Source organism: Dactylosporangium sp. CA-152071 (genome assembly GCF_050936335.1).
Lineage (GTDB): Bacteria > Actinomycetota > Actinomycetes > Mycobacteriales > Micromonosporaceae > Dactylosporangium > Dactylosporangium maewongense.
On sequence record NZ_JBNJMZ010000001.1, the window covers coordinates 7,609,705 to 7,625,298 of the forward strand.

Genomic DNA, 15,594 nt, shown 5'->3' on the forward strand with positions numbered 1-15,594 from the left:
CTGGCTATCCTGCAGGTATGTCTGAGCAGGTCAGGCTGGTCATCGCCGATGATCAGGCGATGATCCGGGCCGGCCTGCGGCTGGTCGTGGAGACGGCGGCCGCCGGATCGATCACCGTCGTCGGCGAGGCGTCCGACGGCGTGGAGGCGGTCGCGGCCGTCCAGCGGCTGCGGCCCGACGTGCTCGTGATGGACATCGCCATGCCGCGGCTGGACGGGCTGGCCGCGGCCCGGGAGGTGCTCGCCGGGCCGCGGCCGCCGAAGGTCGTGCTGCTCACCATGTTCGACACCGACGAGCACCTGCACGCGGCGCTGCGGCTCGGGGTCAGCGGGTTCCTGCTGAAGGTGTCACCGCCGGAGCAGCTCGTCGACGCGGTCAGGATCGCGGCGGCCGGCGACGCGCTTATCGACCCGGCGGTGACCACCCGGGTGATCGCGTCGTTCGCCGCCCGCCCCGAGCCCGTCGCGCCGCCCGCGCTGGACACGCTGACCGGGCGGGAGCGGGAGGTCCTCGAGCAGCTCGTCCGCGGGCTGTCCAACGCCGAGATCGGCGCGCGGCTGCTGATGGGGGAGGCGACGGTCCGCACCCACGTCGGCCGGATCTTCACCAAGCTCGGGCTGCGCGACCGGATTCAGGCCGTGGTGTACGGCTACGAGGCGGGCCTCGTCCGGCCGGGCGGATGACCGGCGCTCCCGGGCCGTCGCGGCCGTCCTGGCTCGACGCCGTGCTGGCGCTCGCGGTCGCCGGGGCCGGTGTCGTCGAGGCGTACGGGCGGGCCGGTGCCGGCCCGGGGCAGGTGCACCGGCCGGGGCTCGTCGCCGCCGGGGCGCTGCTCGCCGGCGTGATCCTGCTGCCGCGCCGCCGGTTCCCGATCGCGACCCTCGCCGTGCTGACGGTGCTGTCGGCCCTGTTCCGGTTCGCGGTCCTGGACGACGACTACCCGCTCACCGCCTGGCAGTTCTACTCCAATCTCATCCTCGTGCACACCGTGGGCAGCGCGGCGTCAGGGCGGCGGGCCCGGGCCGCCGGCGCCGCCACCGTCCTGGCCGCCTACGCCCTGCTGCAGACGCTGCCGGGGCAGGACCTCGCGGAGGGACTGATCGGCGCGATCTTCATGGGCGTCGCGTACGGCAGCGGCGTCCTGCTGCGGCGCCAGACGGAGCGGACGATCCGGATGGCCGAGCGGGCCGCGGTCGCCGCCGCGCAGGAGCGCACCCGCATCGCGCGGGAGCTGCACGACGTCATCTCCCACCACGTCAGCCTGATGACGTTGCAGGCCGGCGGGGTGCGGATGCTGCTGGCCGGCGATCCCGCCCGCGAACGGGAACGCGACCTGCTGCACAGCGTCGAGCGGTCCGGCCGGGAGACGGTCGAGGAGCTGCGGATGCTGCTCGGCGTCCTGCGTGACGGGCGGGCGCCGGTCGGCCTCGACCAGCTGGACCGGCTCGCCGCGCCGCTGCGCGCCGCCGGCCTCGAGGTCAGGATCGGCACGACCGGCACGCCGCGCCCGGTGCCGCCGGCGCTCGGGCTGGCCGCGTACCGCGTGGTCCAGGAGGCGCTGACCAACACGCTCAAGCACGCCCGGGCCGCGACGGTGGAGGTGAAGATCGGCTTCCCGCCGCCCGCGCTGACCGTCGAGGTCAGCGACGACGGGTCGGCCGCGGTCGCCGGCACGGGGCACGGGCTCGCCGGGATGCGGGAGCGGGCGGCCCTGCACGGCGGCACCCTCCACGCGGGGCCCCGGCCCGGCGGTGGCTACACCGTCGCGGCCACGTTCCCGCTCGGCGGCGCCGCGGCGGTCCCGCCCGCCACCGGCTCCTGAGCCCACTCGGCGTCGGTCATCCGCAGCATCCGCACGCCGATCACACCCGAGCCCGCGATGTAGAGCAGGCTGCCGGCGATCATGCCGATCGGGTAGACGGGGCCGGCCAGCATCCCGGCCAGCATCGCCGGCGGTGCCCACCAGGGGACGCGCCGGTCGTACGCGAGCGCCAACCCCAGCAGGAGCACCCCGAGCAGCCCGAGGAAGCCCGGCACCTGGAACCCCCACTGTGCCCCGCCGGCGGCGAAGGCGGCGTCGGCGAGGCGGTCGCCCGCCGCGGTGCCGAGGTCCGCCTCGAGCCGGGCGTAGAAGAAGTCGCCGAGCATCAGCGCGGAGAAGTTGACGACGCCCAGCAGCGCGACGAGCCCGGCGATGTGCCCGAAGAGCACGGCGCGCCGGCGGACCAGGTGGATCATGCCGATGATGCCGGGCACGAGCAGGACCCAGCTCCAGTGCAGCAGCGCGGCGCTCACCGAGACCTGACCGGGGTGGCGGCCGTACGCGCCGTCCGCGGCGTCGCCGGCGCGCAGCGCGGGGTCGGTGAGCAGGCCCGCCACGTACACCAGCGGGGCGGCGACCAGGCAGCCCCCGGCGACGAGGCGGCGGAGTTTGTGTGGCATAGCGACCTTTCAGGCGATTTTGTGTGGCTCGACGGGATGTCGAGCCGGAACCGTAAGCCGGCCGCCGCCGTGCCGTCGTCAGCCGCGGCGCTGACCCGGGTCCGCGTGGCGGCGGACCGCGCCCGTAATTGCTTAGGATCGGAGGCGTTGCGTCGATGTGAGGGCTGCAGGGTCGGCCGGATCGGGGTAGGCGAGCCGTGGATCGAGATCGGGACATGGCGATGGCCGCCATCCGTTCCGTCTACCGGATCACGGGGCGGATCAACACCGGCAGCACCGTCGTCGAGACGCTGAACCGGATCGCCGACGCCGTCGTCGAGCACGTCGGGTTCGGCGCCGCCGTGGTCAACTACCTGCATCCGGAGGGTGTGTACGAGGCCGTCGCCATCGCCGGGTCCGAGGAGGCGCGGGCGGAGCTGCTCGGCGTCCGGTACCCGGCGGCGGAGTTCGACGCGCACCTCGCCGCCGCCGACGAGTGGGGGCAGCTGAGGTTCCTGCCGCACGAGCGGCACAACGACGGCATCCAGTCCTGGATCCCCGCCGCCCCCGACGGCGCGGACGGCATCCCGGAGGAGGAGCGCTGGCACCCCCTCGACGCCCTGTTCGCGCCGCTGTGCGCGCCCGACGGCTCGCTCGTCGGCGTGCTCAGCGTCGACCTGCCCGCCGACGGCAGGCGGCCCGGCGCGTTCCAGCGCGAGCTGCTGGAGATGCTCGCCGCGCAGGCCGGCATCGCGATCAACAACGCCAACCTGGTCGAGGCGCTGCGCCGGGAGCGGCAGCACCTGGAGGCGAGCGAGGCCGCGTTCCGGCTCGCGTTCAACGGCGCCGGCACCGGCATGTGCATGATCGGCCTGGAGGGTGCCGACACGACCCGCCTCGTCCGGGTCAACCCCGCGCTGTGCGAGCTGCTCGGGCGGGACGAGGACGTGCTCGTCTCGATGCGCTTCGGCGACTTCATCCACCCTGACGACTTCGAGCGCAGCCGGGAGGTGTTCGCCGGCGGCGCCGGCACGATCCGCGACTACGAGGTGCGCTGCGTCCGCGGCGACGGCGAGACGATCTGGATCTCCGCGACGATGTCGGTGGTCGCCGGGTCGCCCGCGTTCGCGATCACGCAGGTGCAGGACATCACCAGCCGCAAGGCCACCGAGGCCGACCTGGTGCGCAGGGCCTCCCGCGACCCGCTGACCGGCCTGGCCAACCGCGAGGCCGTCGCCGAACCCCTCGCGGCCGCGATCCGGCGGGCCCGCACCGAGCAGGTGATCAGCGTGCTGTTCTTCTGCGATCTCGACGACTTCAAAATCGTCAACGACACCCTCGGCCACGAGGCCGGCGACGCGGTCCTCGTCGCCGTCGCGCAGCGCCTCCAGTCGCTGGTGCGGCCCACCGACACCGTCGCGCGCCTCGGCGGCGACGAGTTCGTCGTCCTCATGGGCAACGTCGCCGCCGGTGACCTCGGCGTGCTGGTCGACCGCCTCGAACGCGCCGTCTGCGCACCCGTCACGCACCAGGGGCAGATCATGCGGGTCAGGGTCAGCGTCGGCGTGGCCGTGATCGATGACACGGTCGAGGACGCGGGCGCCGCGCTGCGGGCCGCCGACCGCGCGATGTACCTGGTCAAGGGCGGTCGTCACGCCGGCGAGGTGACCAGACGGGTGACGGCGTTCGGTGAGCGTTCGGGTGCTCAGGGTGGTATGCCGTTGCTGCGGTTGGCCCGGCCCGAGACGGCCCAGTAGGGTCGTTGAGTCCGCTCCGGTCGACCTGCACCGCATCGGTGCTGCCGGGCGGGCGCCGTCGAGTCGCGATCTTCGCGAGCCGGGGACCCATGCGCGTCCTCTGGGGTGTATCCGCGGCCTGGCCGCGGTAGGGCGAAACTTCCCGCCCGAACCCGTCAGCTAACCCGGTAGGCGGCACCGGAAGGAGTCTGCGTCGATGCCGGCCGCCCGCGCGCCCTCGTAACACCTCACCACTGGTTCCCCCCTTCCAGCATGCCGCCCTCGGGCGGCGTGCCGATGCCGCATGTCTTCTGCCTGCCAACGAAGGAAACATCAGTAGTGAAGCCCATATTGAAGGTGTTGCCACGCCAGTTCCACCCGCGACATCGCCGGCTGGTGCCCGTGCTCGGCGCCAGGGCCGGCACCGTCTCGGTCGCCGTCCTGTCCGCCACGCTGCTGGGCACCCTGCCGGCTGACTCGCCGGCGTCGATGTTCACCGGCCCCGCGTATGCCGAGTCCGCGGCCGCCTGGTCCTGGCCGTCGCCGTCGTCCCTGTCCGCTTCGGGGCCGTCGTCCGCGCCCTCCGCCGACGCGGCGCCGGCGCCCGCGACGGGGCCCCTGGCCGTCGCGGTGCCCGCCGCGCCCGTGCCGCCGGCGCCGCCGGTCGTCAAGCCCGTCGCCGGCCTCGACCAGCGGCAGATGGACAACGCCGCGATCATCGTCAAGCAGGGCCGGGCGCAGGGCATGCCCGACCGGGCCCTGGTCGTGGCGATCGCGACGGCGATGCAGGAGAGCGACCTGTACAACGTCGCCAGCTCCGCCGTGCCCGCGTCCCTCGGGCTGCCGCACGACGGCACCTCGACCGACCACGACTCGGTCGGGCTCTTCCAGCAGCGGGCCAGCCAGGGCTGGGGCACCGTCGCCGAGCTGATGAACCCCGCCCACTCCGCGATGCTCTTCTACAACGCCCTCAACCGGGTCGAGGGCTGGCAGCGGATGAGCGTGACCGCCGCGGCCCAGGCGGTGCAGCGGTCGGCGTTCCCCGGCGCGTACCAGAAGCACGCCACCCGCGCGGAGCAGGTGGTCGCCGCCCTCTCCTGACGCTCACCCGCACCCGGCCGGCGCGCCTTCTCGGGTCGCGCCGGTCAGGCGCCGGTTTCATGGGCCGCCGGTCAGGCGCGGGTTTTGTGGATCGCCGGCGGGGGTGTTGGTCAGGCCGGGTGGCGGGTCGCCCAGCGGGCCAGGGCGACGAGCTCGGCGACCGCGGCCGGCTCGGGGATCGCCAGGTCGAGGGCGACCAGGGCCTGCGCGAGGAGGTCGTCGGCCTGCTGGGCGCACCAGGAGCGGGCGCCGGAGCGTTCGACGACCTTCGCGGCGCGCTCCAGGTCGGCCTCGCTGAGGCGGGTCTCGCGGTGCAGCAGGTCGGCCAGCTCGTCGGCGCCCGCGGCGAGGGCGGCGGCGACCGGCAGCGAGCGGCGGCGGCCGCGCAGGTCGGCGAACGCCGGGCGGCCCGTCACGGCCGGGTCGCCCCAGATGCCCTGCAGGTCCTCGGCGAACCGGACGGCCAGCCCGAGCCGCACCCCGAACAGCCGCAGCTGCTCCACCCGCGCCGGGTCGCCGCCGCCTGCGAGCGCCCCGAGAGCGCACGCGCAGCCGAAGAGGGCGCCACTGCGCTGCTCGACCGCGGAGATGCACGTGCGGAGCAGGTCGTTGCCGGAGCGGTGCCGGGGCAGCGCGGCGTCCAGGGCCGTGCTGAGGTCGGTGTGCTGGCCGTGCAGGAGCTGCTGGACGGTGTCGCCGAGGATGCGGACGCCGGCCCGGTCGACGGACGCCGCCCCGGACTGCCGCCGCGCGTCGGTGCACGGGTCGGGGGTGCCGTGCTGCTCGGTGAACCTGTCCCGCGTCGCCCGGTCCTGCCGCACCGGCTCCCTGCACGGCGCAGCCGGCACGGACGGCGCGGTGTCGGGCGTGGCGCGGCTGGCCTGGCGCAGCGGGCGTGGCACGCGTCTGGTCGGGTCGCCGGTCGCCGCCACGTCGAACGCGAGCGCCAGCATCGCCTGCCCGCCCAGCGTCGCCGGGTGCGGCCCCACCACGCTCCAGGCGGTCGGCCGGTGCAGGCGGGTCAGGTCGCCGTCGAACAGGTCCCGTTGCAGCCCCGACCAGTGGTGCACCAGCTCCACCGCGACGGCGCCCGCCACCGCGTCGTGCGGGTCACCACCGACGGCGCCCGCGCAGACGAGTGTCAGTGCGGCGCGCGTACGGGCGGCGGGCGGGTCCTCGTCGAGCCCGCCGAGCTGCAGCTCGGCCACCTCGCGCGACGGCTCCGGGAGGCGCCCGACGGCGGTGCGCAGCGGCGGCCCGACCAGCAGCTCCGCCCATGCGAGGACGTCGTCGACGGTGCGCAGCACGGTGACCATCAGCCGGAAACCCCCGGACGCGGGATCATCACCGGTAACGCACCACCCATCGGGCCAGGCATGGACAAGCGCCGATCTGATGTCGGCGCCGTGGACGGGTCAAGTATGCCGCCGGTGCCTGCCGGGCGTGCCCAAAACCACGATGGTGGGCGGGTCAGCGCATCGCCTGCAGCAGGGATGGATCCGGTGGTGACACGACTGCGGCCTGCCGGTGCCGGAGGGCCTCCCAGGCGGCCTTCGGCCCGGCCGCGACGTCCCTGGCCGTGTTGTACCAGATCGTCACCTGCTGGCATCCCTCGCAGAGGGCGGGCACCCCGTACGCGTCGACGCCCAGCCGCCGGCACAGCGTCACCGCACGGTGCAGGTGCAGCTCCTGGCTGACGAGTATGGCCTTCGTCACGCCGTACACGTCGCGGGCACGGCGGCACGTGTCATAGGTGTCGAGTCCGTGCGGGTCGACGACCATCCTGGCCGGATCGACGCCCTTGCCCGCCAGGTAGTCGCGCATGACCCGGACCTCATCTCCGGATCCGCCCTGCGCGTCACCGGAGATGAGCAGCGCCTTCACCTTGCCGGACGTGAGCAGCTGCGCGGCGACGTCGAGCCGCCCCTTGAGGAACGGCATCGGCTCCTGCCCGCCCGGCGCGACCTGGGCCCCGAACACGATCGCGACGCCCGCGTCCGGGGCCGTCGAGGCAGGACCGATACGGCCGAGGGAGGCCGCCCGTACCCACACGGTCGGTGACAACACGAGGACGGTGGCCGCGACGGTCCCCGTGAGGACGACCCTGAGCAGGATCCGGCGGCGCCGCTCCAGGCGGGTCTCGCGGCCGGCGGGGAGCGACTGCTTGTCGCGCGCCGCCCACCTGGCCCGCTCGACCTCGAACAGGAACCACGGCGGCACCGTGCCGTGCGTGCGCAGCGTCTCGCGCTCGTCGTCGTCGAGGTAGCCGGTGACGTGGTCGACGGCGAGCGAATACGCCGCCATCCGCGCCGCCCCGCGCCCCTGGGACCGCAGCACCGCCCACGCGCCCAGCGTGGCGATCGTCAGCAGCCAGCCCCACGGCCCCAGCCGCCGACTGCGCCGCCGCAGGTGGTCCTGTACGGCCAGCCAGGCGACCCGCTCGTCCCGCAGTTTCGGCATGGCGGCCAGCATCGCACGGTGATGTGCGCCCATGGTGCCCGTGTGGTGTTGGCCGTGTGAAGCCGTGGCTGTGTGGTTTTGTCCGGGCGAGGCCGTGGCCGGTGTGGTGTTGCACGGGTGAGGTCGTAAATTGTCGTAGGCGCGAGGCAGGATGTAGGCCTCGGGTTGGGGAGGTGGCGTCGGGTGGCCGGCAAGATCAAGGACGAGGACATCGCCTTGGTACGGGAGCGCACCGCGATCGCGGATGTGATCTCCGAGCACGTGACGCTGAAGTCGGCCGGGGGCGGCAACCTGAAAGGGCTGTGCCCGTTCCACGACGAGAAGACCGCCTCGTTCAACGTCTCGCCCGCGCGCAACGTGTATTTCTGCCACGGCTGCGGTGCCGGCGGCGACGCCATCAAGTTCCTGATGGACCACGACCACCTGACGTTCGTCGAATCGGTCGAGCGGCTCGCCGGCCGCGCCGGCCTGCAGCTGCAGTATGTCGAGGCGGGCAGCGCGCCGGTCCGCCAGACGGGTCAGAAGCAGCGGCTCATCGCCGCGCACGCCGAGGCGGCCCGCTTCTATGCCGAGCAGCTCGGCTCGCCCGGCGCCCGGCTGGCCCGCGAGTTCCTCGCGCAGCGCGGCTTCGGCCGCGAGGAGGCGGAGCGCTATGGCTGCGGCTTCGCGCCCGAGGGTTGGGACCCGCTGAGCAAGCACCTGCGGCTGAAGGGCTTCTCCGCGCAGGAGCTGATCACCGCCGGGCTGTCGAAGGAGGCCCGCTCGGGCAGCCTCATCGACCGGTTCCGCCGCCGCCTGCTGTGGCCGATCAAGGACATCTCCGGCGACGTGATCGGCTTCGGCGCACGGAAGCTGTTCGACGACGACGACGGCCCGAAGTACCTGAACACGCCCGAGACCCCGCTCTACAAGAAGTCCCACGTCCTGTATGGGGTGGACCAGGCCAAGCGCGAGATCGCCAAGCAGAGCAAGGTGGTCATCGTCGAGGGCTACACCGACGTGATGGCCTGCCACCTGTCCGACGTGCCCGTGGCGGTCGCCACCTGCGGCACCGCGTTCGGCGCCGACCACATCGCGGTTCTGCGCCGCCTGCTGCTGGACGCCGACGGCTACGGCGGCGAGATCATCTTCACCTTCGACGGTGACGCCGCCGGGCAGAAGGCCGCGCTGCGCGCCTTCGAGGACGACCAGCGGTTCGTCGCGCAGACGTTCATCGCCGTCGGCCCCAACGGCATGGACCCGTGCGAGCTGCGCATGGCGAAGGGCCCCGTCGCCGTCCGCGACCTCGTCGCCGACCGCCAGCCGCTGCTCGACTTCGCCCTCCGCTCCGTCATCCAGCGCTTCGACCTCGACACCGCCGAAGGCCGCGTCGGCGCCCTCAAGGCCACCGCCCCGCTGGTCGCGAAGATCAAGGACCGCACCCTGCGCCCCGAGTACGCCCGCAAGCTCGCCGGCGACCTGGGCATGGAGCTGGAGACGGTCCAGCGCGCCGTCGGCGCCGCCGCGAAGGGCGTCGTCGAGCCCCCGCCCGCCGCCTCCACCCGCAAGATCCTCGCGCCCGACAGCGCCGAGGCCCTCGTCGAGCGCGAGGCGCTGAAGCTCGCCCTCCAGCAGCCCGCCCTCGCCGGCCCCATGTTCGACGTCATCGGCGCCGACATCTACGCCCACCCCACCTACACGGCGCTGCGCGCCGCGATCGCCGACGCCGGCGGCGCCTCGTCCGCGACCGGCGGGGCCGTCTGGATCGAGCGGGTCCGCGAGGCGTGCCCCGACCCGGCCGCCGCGGCCCTCGTCACCGAGCTGGCCGTCGAGCCGCTCCGCCTCGACGGCGAGCCCGACCCCCGCTATGTCGAGGCCACGATCGTCCGGCTGCAGCTGCCCGCCCTCAACCGCCGGATCGCCGACCTCAAGTCCAAGCAGCAGCGCATCAACCCGGTCACCCACGCCGACGAGTATCTGCGCCTCTTCAGCGAGCTCGTCTCCCTGGAGCAGCACGCGAGGGCGCTGCGCGACCGCAGTGCCAGCCGCTGGTGACCGTGCGCGTGCGGGGCGGGTGTCCCGGAGCCCCTGGCCGCTCCGGCGTTCGTGGCCGTTCTGGCGCTCGTGGCCGCTTCGGCGCAGGCGGGCGGTCGCTGCTGGTGGTCGGTGCGGTGTCGGCTTGCGACGGGTTTGTGGTGGCCGGCTCGGGGTCGGCTCGCGGCGGGGGTCCGGTGGTCGGCGGCGGGTTGCCGGCGGTGGTGCGTGGCCGGTTCGCGGTGGGTAGCAGGTCGGTGGGGTGCGGCCGGGGTCTGGTCCTGCGGTCGTCCGACAGAAGGAGAGCGTCGTGTTCGGCTTCCTGAAGAAGCGCCGGCTGCCACCCGCGCGGCGGCCCGCCCTCGCCGCCGACGAGCGCGTCGTGTCGTGGGCGGGCGCGACCGGCGACACCGTGGTCGTCGTCACCAACCTCGGCCTCTGGCTCCCCGGCGCGGGCGAGCGGCTCGGCTGGCACGAGATCCACAAGGCCACGTGGTCGGGCCGGCAGCTGGCCCTCATCGCCGCCCGGGAGCTGCCCGTCGACGGCCCTGGTGGGTACGTCGTCATGGAGGACCTGACGCCGCTGGTCATCACGCTGCTCGACCCCGACAGGGTGCCTGAGCAGGTCCGCACCCGGGTCAACAAGTCCATCGCGCACACCTCGCACCACCCGCTCACCACCGGCTTCGGCGTCCGCGTCGTCGCCCGCCGCGTCAGCGGCGTCGACGGCCTGCGCTGGACCGTCCGCTACGACGAGGGCGTCGACCCCACCGCCCCCGCCGTCACCGAACAGACCGCCGCTCTGGTCGCCGCCGCCCGCCAGTCGATCGGCACCCCCGCCTGACCCCACCCACCTGCCCCCGACGGCGACCGCGCCCGCAACGTTTCGCCCCAGCCGGCCCTTCGGGTGGACGGTCCGCCACCCAGCACCCGACCCGAACCCCGGCCGGTTGTCGCCGATACCACCGGGCGGCTCACAACGTGGGTCGCCCGCGCCGCTGAACGGTTGGGAGGGTCCTCTGGTCCGCTGACGGCGGTGCCGCTGAGCCGCCCGCGACGTGGGGTGGTTGCCACGCTGGCTGGTCGGAGTGGCAGGCCGGGAGCCTGGTCTGCTGATGGTGGGATGCTGCATGGGCGGCTCGCGACGTGGGATGGTTGCCGCGCTGGCTGGTCGGTCGGGAGCCTGGTCTGCCGACGGTGGGGTGCCGTTTTTGGCGGCTCGCGACGTGGGATGGTTGCCGCGCTGGCTGGTCGGTCGGTCGGGAGCCTGGTCCGCCGACGGTGGAGTGCCATTTTTGGCGGCTCGCGACGGGGGGCGGTTGCCGCGCTGTGTGGGCGGTCGGGAGCCTGGTCCGCCGACGGTGGGGTGCCGTTTGGGTGGCTCGCGACGTGGGATGGTTGCCACGCTGTGTGGGCGGTCGGGAGCCTGGTCCGCTGAGGGTGGGAGTGTCGCTTGGGCGGACTGCGGCGAGGGGTGGCTGCGGTGCTGGCTGGTTGGGTCGGTCAGTCGGTGGCCGGCCCGCTGACGGCGGGTGTGCCCTGGGTCGAGTGTGCGGCAGGCGGGGGCGCGGATCGGCGACGGCGGCGGACCAGGTGGACGGCGGCGGCCGTGACGAGCGCGACGTCCAGGAACGCCCCGGGCACCTTCGTCTTCGTCGCCAGCCCCAGGCTGTCGGGCAGCGTCAGCAGCGGCAACCCGGCCGCGGCGACCAGCACGACCGTGCGCAGCCGGCCGGTGAGCGTCGTGCCCGCGAGCAGGGCGATGCCGGCGATCGCGTACCAGGCGTAGAACACCGGGCCGAGCACCGCGGCCGCGAGCATGCCGCACCCCGCCGCGGTCAGCACCACGTCCTGCGCCCGCCGCCCCGTCGCGCCGCCGTCAGCCGCGCCGCCGGTCACGCCGTCAGCCGCGTCGCCGCCGGTCATGCCGCCCGTCGCGCTGCTGGCCGTCGCGCGGTCGGCCGTGGCATCGCGGCCTGTGGTGACGCTGTCCCCTGGCTCGGGGCCCGTCGCGCTGCCGCTGTTGATCGGTGCGCCGCCGGGGTGGGCGGCGCGTTTGAGCGAGGCCAAGGTGGTCGCGGTCCGCCACCACAGCCCCAGCAGGATCACCGCCAACGCTAGCAGTCCCACGGCCCGCGCGACCGCCACCGCCGTCGCGAACGACTCTGGGTGACCGAGCACGCGCAGCACGTAACCCACGGCCATGCCCACGCCGGTGGGGATGGAGAGCCACTGGACCATGGTGCTGGTCGAGCCGAGGGCGTGCAGGAAGCCGAGGCCGTGGCCGGTGAGCACCGCGAGGAGGGCGTAGGTCGCTCCGATCGTCACGCCGAAGGTGAGGGTGCTCGTCCAGCGGGCTCTGGTCGTACCGGCGAAAAACACCAACAGGAGGGCGAACGGCACGGCGCCGAGCGCGGTGACCTTGACGGCGACGGCGAGGCCGAAGGCGAGCCCGGACGCGGCGGCCGCCGCGAAGCCGGGCCGTCTCGCGGCGACGAAACCGGCCAGGACCAGGCCCGCGAGGACGACGTCGTTGTGAGCGCCGGACACGACGTGGACGAGGACGAGCGGGCTGGCGGCGAGCAGTGCGTTGCCGCGGGAGAGGCGGTGCACGGCGGCGACGCACAGCACCAGGCCGAGCACGGCGGCGAGGCGCAGCAACAGCACGGCGGCGGGCAGGCTGCCGTGCGCGAGCCAGGCCGCGGCGCCCTCCATGGCGATCCACAGTGGACCGTAGGGCGTGGGGGTCTCGCGCCACAGCTCGGGCACGTCGGACAGCCACGTGCAGGGCAGTGCGGCGGGCCCCACCTCGTAGAGGTCGAAGCCGGCGTCGAAGAGCTGGCCCTGGCAGGCGTACGCGTAAATGTCGTGGCTGCCCAGCGGCGGCGCGACCAGCAGCGGGACGCTCCAGAGCGCGGCGGTGACCAGCAGGCCGCGCTGGTCGGTCGCGTCGCGCAGCGTCCACCAGGCGCGGATCAGCATCGCGAGGGCGACGAACCACACGATCACACCGAGCAGCCACGGCCCGTCGTGCGGCACCGGCTTGCCAGCCAGGAAACCGCTGGTGGCGAGGAGGACGGAAGCGGCCAGCCCGAGCCAGCGCGGGTTGACGCTCACCAGCACATGGTGCCAACCGGCCGTCGCCGGCGGCAAATCGGACCGATTTTTGTCAGACCCCCGGGTTAGTGTCGCCACGTGGCTGATGACGGAGCGTTGATCGCGGCGACCGGGCTGGTGAAACAGTTCGGTGCCTTCACCGCGGTCGACGGGATCGACGTGCGGGTGCGGGCGGGGGAGGCGTTCGGGTTCCTCGGGCCCAACGGGGCGGGCAAGTCCTCCACGATGCGCATGATCGGCTGCGTGTCGCGACCGACCGGCGGCTCGCTGCGGATCCTGGGCATGGACGCGGCGCGGGACGGTTCGGCGATCCGGGCGCGGCTCGGGGTGTGCCCGCAGCAGGACTCGCTCGACCTCGAGCTGACCGTGCTGGAAAACCTGACGGTGTATGCGCGGTATTTCAACATCCCGCGCCGGGTCGCGCGGGCGCGGGCGATGGAGCTGCTGGAGTTCGTGCAGCTGGCGGACCGCGCCGGCGACAAGGTCGAGCCGCTGTCGGGCGGCATGAAGCGCCGCTTGACGATCGCGCGGGCCCTGGTCAACGAGCCCGAGATCGTGCTGCTCGACGAGCCGACCACCGGCCTCGACCCGCAGGCGCGGCACCTGGTGTGGGAGCGGCTGTTCCGGCTCAAGCAGCGCGGCGTCACGCTGGTGCTCACCACGCACTACATGGACGAGGCGGAGCAGCTGTGCGACCGCCTGGTCGTCATGGACGGCGGCCGGATCGTCGCGGAGGGCTCGCCGCGCGAGCTGATCGAGCGGCACTCGACGCGGGAGGTGCTCGAGGTGCGGTTCGGCAACGAGCCGCTCGACGGGTTGGCCGGCAAGCTGGAGGGCATCGGTGAGCGCACCGAGGTGCTGCCCGACCGCATCCTGGTCTACACCGGCGACGGCGACGCGGCCGCCGCGCAGGTCCACGCGCGGGGGCTGACGCCGTCGAGCGTGCTGGTCCGGCGCGGGTCGCTCGAAGACGTGTTCCTGCAGCTCACCGGTCGGACGCTGGTGGACTGATGGCTCACCGGACCGCCCTGGCGCTCGAATACCACCTGGTGTCCTACAAACGCACCTGGCGGGCGAGCGTGTTCAGCTCGTTCGCGCTGCCGGCGATGTTCCTGGTCGCGATGGGGATCACCGTCGGGCACTACATCGACGAGCGGTCGACGTCGATCGGCGTGCCGTACCTGGACTATCTCGGGCCCGGGCTGCTCGCCTCGACCGCCCTGCAGGTCGCGGTCGCCGACTCGACGTGGCCGGTGTTCGGCGGGTTCAACTGGACACGGGTCTACCACGCGATGCGGGCGTCGCCGCTCACGGTGGGTGACGTGCTGCGGGGGCATCTGGCGTTCGTCACGCTGCGGGTCGCGCTGTCGAGCATCGGGTTCCTGGTGGTGCTGGCGCTGTTCGGCGCGCTGCACTCGTGGTGGGCGCTCACGACCCCGCTGGTCTCCATGCTGCTGGGCGTGGCGTGCGCGGCGCCGTGCTTCGCGTTCGCGGCGCGGACCGAGACCGATGGGGCGTTCGCGGTGCTGTTCCGCGTGGCGGTGGTGCCCATGACGCTCTTCGCCGGCGTGTTCTTCCCCGTGGAGAGCCTGCCTGTGGCGGCTCGGCTGCTGGCGTACGTGTCGCCGCTGTGGCACGGCGTGGAGCTTTCCCGGGCCGCGACACTGGGCACCACGACCGCCTGGGGGCCGCCCGCCCACGTCGCGGTCCTGGCGGTGTGGTGCGCGGTGGGCTATGTGCTGGCGGTGCGTTCGTTCACCCGGAAGCTGGGCGACTGATGGTCACGACACTGATCTTCCCGCGGGCGATGTCCCGTCTCGACCACCGCGCCTCCGGGGCCCTCTCCGTCACCGCGCGTAACCTCGCGGCGGCCAGGCATGCGGCGTACTGGTGGGTGCTGCTGTCCGGTTTCGTCGAGCCGCTGCTGTACCTGCTGTCGATCGGCGTCGGCGTCGGGCGGCTCGTCGGGGACATCGCGCTGCCCGACGGCCGGCTCGTGACCTATGCGCAGTTCGTCGCGCCGGCGATGCTGGCCGCCTCCGCGATGAACGGGGCGCTCGCGGAGACCACCATGAACTTCTACGGCAAGCTCAAGTTCATGCGCATCTATGATGCGACGCTCGCCACCCCGATCACGCCCATGCAGGTCTCCGTCGGCGAGCTCGTCTGGGCGATGTGCCGCGGCGGCATGTATTCCGCCGTCTTCCTCCTGGTCATGGCGGCGCTGGACCTCACCACGTGGGGGTGGGCGCTGGTGGCCTTACCCGTGACGCTGCTGGTGGGGTTCGCGTTCGGGGCGCTCGGGATGGGGCTGTCGACGCTGCTGCGCTCCTGGCAGGACTTCGACTACATCAACGTGACCCAGTTCGGGCTGTTCCTGTTCAGCGGCACGTTCTCCCCACCGTCGGACTTCCCCGCGCCGCTGCAGGTCCTGATCGAGCTGACGCCGCTGTATCACGGCGTCGCCCTGCTCCGGGCGATCACGACGGGCTCGCCGGACTGGACGCTGTTGTGGCACGTGGCGTACCTGGCCGCGCTGGCCGCGGTCGGCCTGACGATGGCCAGCCGCCGGATGGGCACCCTGCTGCTGAAGTGAGCGACCCGCGTCGTCCAGCCGGCTGACGGCTCCGCCTTGGTGGGAGTTTGCCCGCCGCCGCTGAGGCATGGCAGCGGGGCATCGGGGCTTCGGGCTGTCCGGCTCCACGCTGTCTGGCTCCACGCTGTGCGACTTCGGGCGGTGTGGTTG

13 protein-coding genes and 1 riboswitch are annotated in these 15,594 nt (G+C 73.5%); of the genes, 9 read left to right on the top strand and 4 right to left on the bottom strand.

The features are described 5' to 3' along the window. The first annotated feature begins 17 nt into the window (after window positions 1-17). Window positions 18-683 carry a response regulator transcription factor gene (locus tag ACQEVZ_RS34305; RefSeq protein ID WP_344511881.1) on the top strand — a complete coding sequence of 222 codons (666 nt, stop codon included), beginning with the start codon at window positions 18-20 and terminating at the stop codon, window positions 681-683. Continuing rightward, window positions 680-1,822 (top strand): sensor histidine kinase, encoded by a 1,143-nt coding sequence (locus ACQEVZ_RS34310; RefSeq protein WP_433374207.1) that lies wholly within the window; start codon window positions 680-682, stop codon window positions 1,820-1,822. Before ACQEVZ_RS34305 ends, ACQEVZ_RS34310 begins: the two co-directional genes overlap by 4 nt. Here the strand turns inward: ACQEVZ_RS34310 and ACQEVZ_RS34315 are convergent. Further along, a complete protein-coding gene (locus ACQEVZ_RS34315; RefSeq protein ID WP_433374210.1) occupies window positions 1,756-2,442 on the bottom strand; it encodes a hypothetical protein in 687 nt (228 codons plus the stop codon). The two genes, ACQEVZ_RS34310 and ACQEVZ_RS34315, sit on opposite strands and share 67 nt — an antisense overlap. A gap of 221 nt (window positions 2,443-2,663) precedes the next feature. Between ACQEVZ_RS34315 and ACQEVZ_RS34320 the strand changes: the two genes are divergently transcribed. Both ACQEVZ_RS34320 and ACQEVZ_RS34325 read left to right on the top strand, forming a co-directional pair. After that, window positions 2,664-4,178, top strand: coding sequence for a diguanylate cyclase domain-containing protein (locus ACQEVZ_RS34320; protein WP_433374213.1), 1,515 nt, complete (start codon window positions 2,664-2,666; stop codon window positions 4,176-4,178). Between the two features lie 46 nt (window positions 4,179-4,224). Then, window positions 4,225-4,367: riboswitch (cyclic di-AMP (ydaO/yuaA leader) on the top strand. Between the two features lie 150 nt (window positions 4,368-4,517). After that, window positions 4,518-5,258, top strand: a complete 741-nt coding sequence (locus ACQEVZ_RS34325) for a hypothetical protein (RefSeq protein WP_354891230.1) — start codon at window positions 4,518-4,520, stop codon at window positions 5,256-5,258. Window positions 5,259-5,368: 110 nt separating this feature from the next. Here the strand turns inward: ACQEVZ_RS34325 and ACQEVZ_RS34330 are convergent, their stop codons facing one another. After that, complete coding sequence (locus ACQEVZ_RS34330; protein ID WP_433374217.1) at window positions 5,369-6,574, bottom strand: polyprenyl synthetase family protein; 1,206 nt, start codon at window positions 6,572-6,574, stop codon at window positions 5,369-5,371. 154 nt (window positions 6,575-6,728) lie between these two features. Further along, window positions 6,729-7,718 (bottom strand): SanA/YdcF family protein, encoded by a 990-nt coding sequence (locus ACQEVZ_RS34335; RefSeq protein ID WP_433374220.1) that lies wholly within the window; start codon window positions 7,716-7,718, stop codon window positions 6,729-6,731. Between the two features lie 183 nt (window positions 7,719-7,901). Between ACQEVZ_RS34335 and dnaG the strand changes: the two genes are divergently transcribed. Continuing rightward, window positions 7,902-9,752: a DNA primase gene (gene dnaG, locus ACQEVZ_RS34340; RefSeq protein ID WP_344511874.1), complete on the top strand. Its 1,851-nt coding sequence runs from the start codon at window positions 7,902-7,904 to the stop codon at window positions 9,750-9,752. Between the two features lie 289 nt (window positions 9,753-10,041). Then, window positions 10,042-10,575, top strand: a complete 534-nt coding sequence (locus ACQEVZ_RS34345) for a hypothetical protein (protein WP_433374223.1) — start codon at window positions 10,042-10,044, stop codon at window positions 10,573-10,575. Window positions 10,576-11,234: 659 nt separating this feature from the next. Here the strand turns inward: ACQEVZ_RS34345 and mptB are convergent. Further along, window positions 11,235-12,848, bottom strand: a complete 1,614-nt coding sequence (gene mptB / locus ACQEVZ_RS34350; protein WP_433374225.1) for a polyprenol phosphomannose-dependent alpha 1,6 mannosyltransferase MptB — start codon at window positions 12,846-12,848, stop codon at window positions 11,235-11,237. A 78-nt stretch (window positions 12,849-12,926) separates the two neighbouring features. On the opposite strand from mptB, the gene ACQEVZ_RS34355 reads away from it, so the two are divergent. The 3 genes from ACQEVZ_RS34355 to ACQEVZ_RS34365 are packed head-to-tail and all read left to right on the top strand — an operon-like array spanning window position 12,927 to window position 15,444. Beyond that, window positions 12,927-13,859 (top strand): ABC transporter ATP-binding protein, encoded by a 933-nt coding sequence (locus ACQEVZ_RS34355; RefSeq protein ID WP_354891234.1) that lies wholly within the window; start codon window positions 12,927-12,929, stop codon window positions 13,857-13,859. Next, window positions 13,859-14,626, top strand: coding sequence for an ABC transporter permease (locus ACQEVZ_RS34360; protein WP_433374228.1), 768 nt, complete (start codon window positions 13,859-13,861; stop codon window positions 14,624-14,626). The genes ACQEVZ_RS34355 and ACQEVZ_RS34360 overlap by 1 nt, the downstream gene beginning before the upstream one ends. Next, the gene (locus ACQEVZ_RS34365) at window positions 14,626-15,444 is read left to right on the top strand and encodes an ABC transporter permease (RefSeq protein WP_344511867.1); all 819 of its coding nucleotides are present in this window, start codon (window positions 14,626-14,628) and stop codon (window positions 15,442-15,444) included. Before ACQEVZ_RS34360 ends, ACQEVZ_RS34365 begins: the two co-directional genes overlap by 1 nt. Window positions 15,445-15,594: the final 150 nt, after the last annotated feature.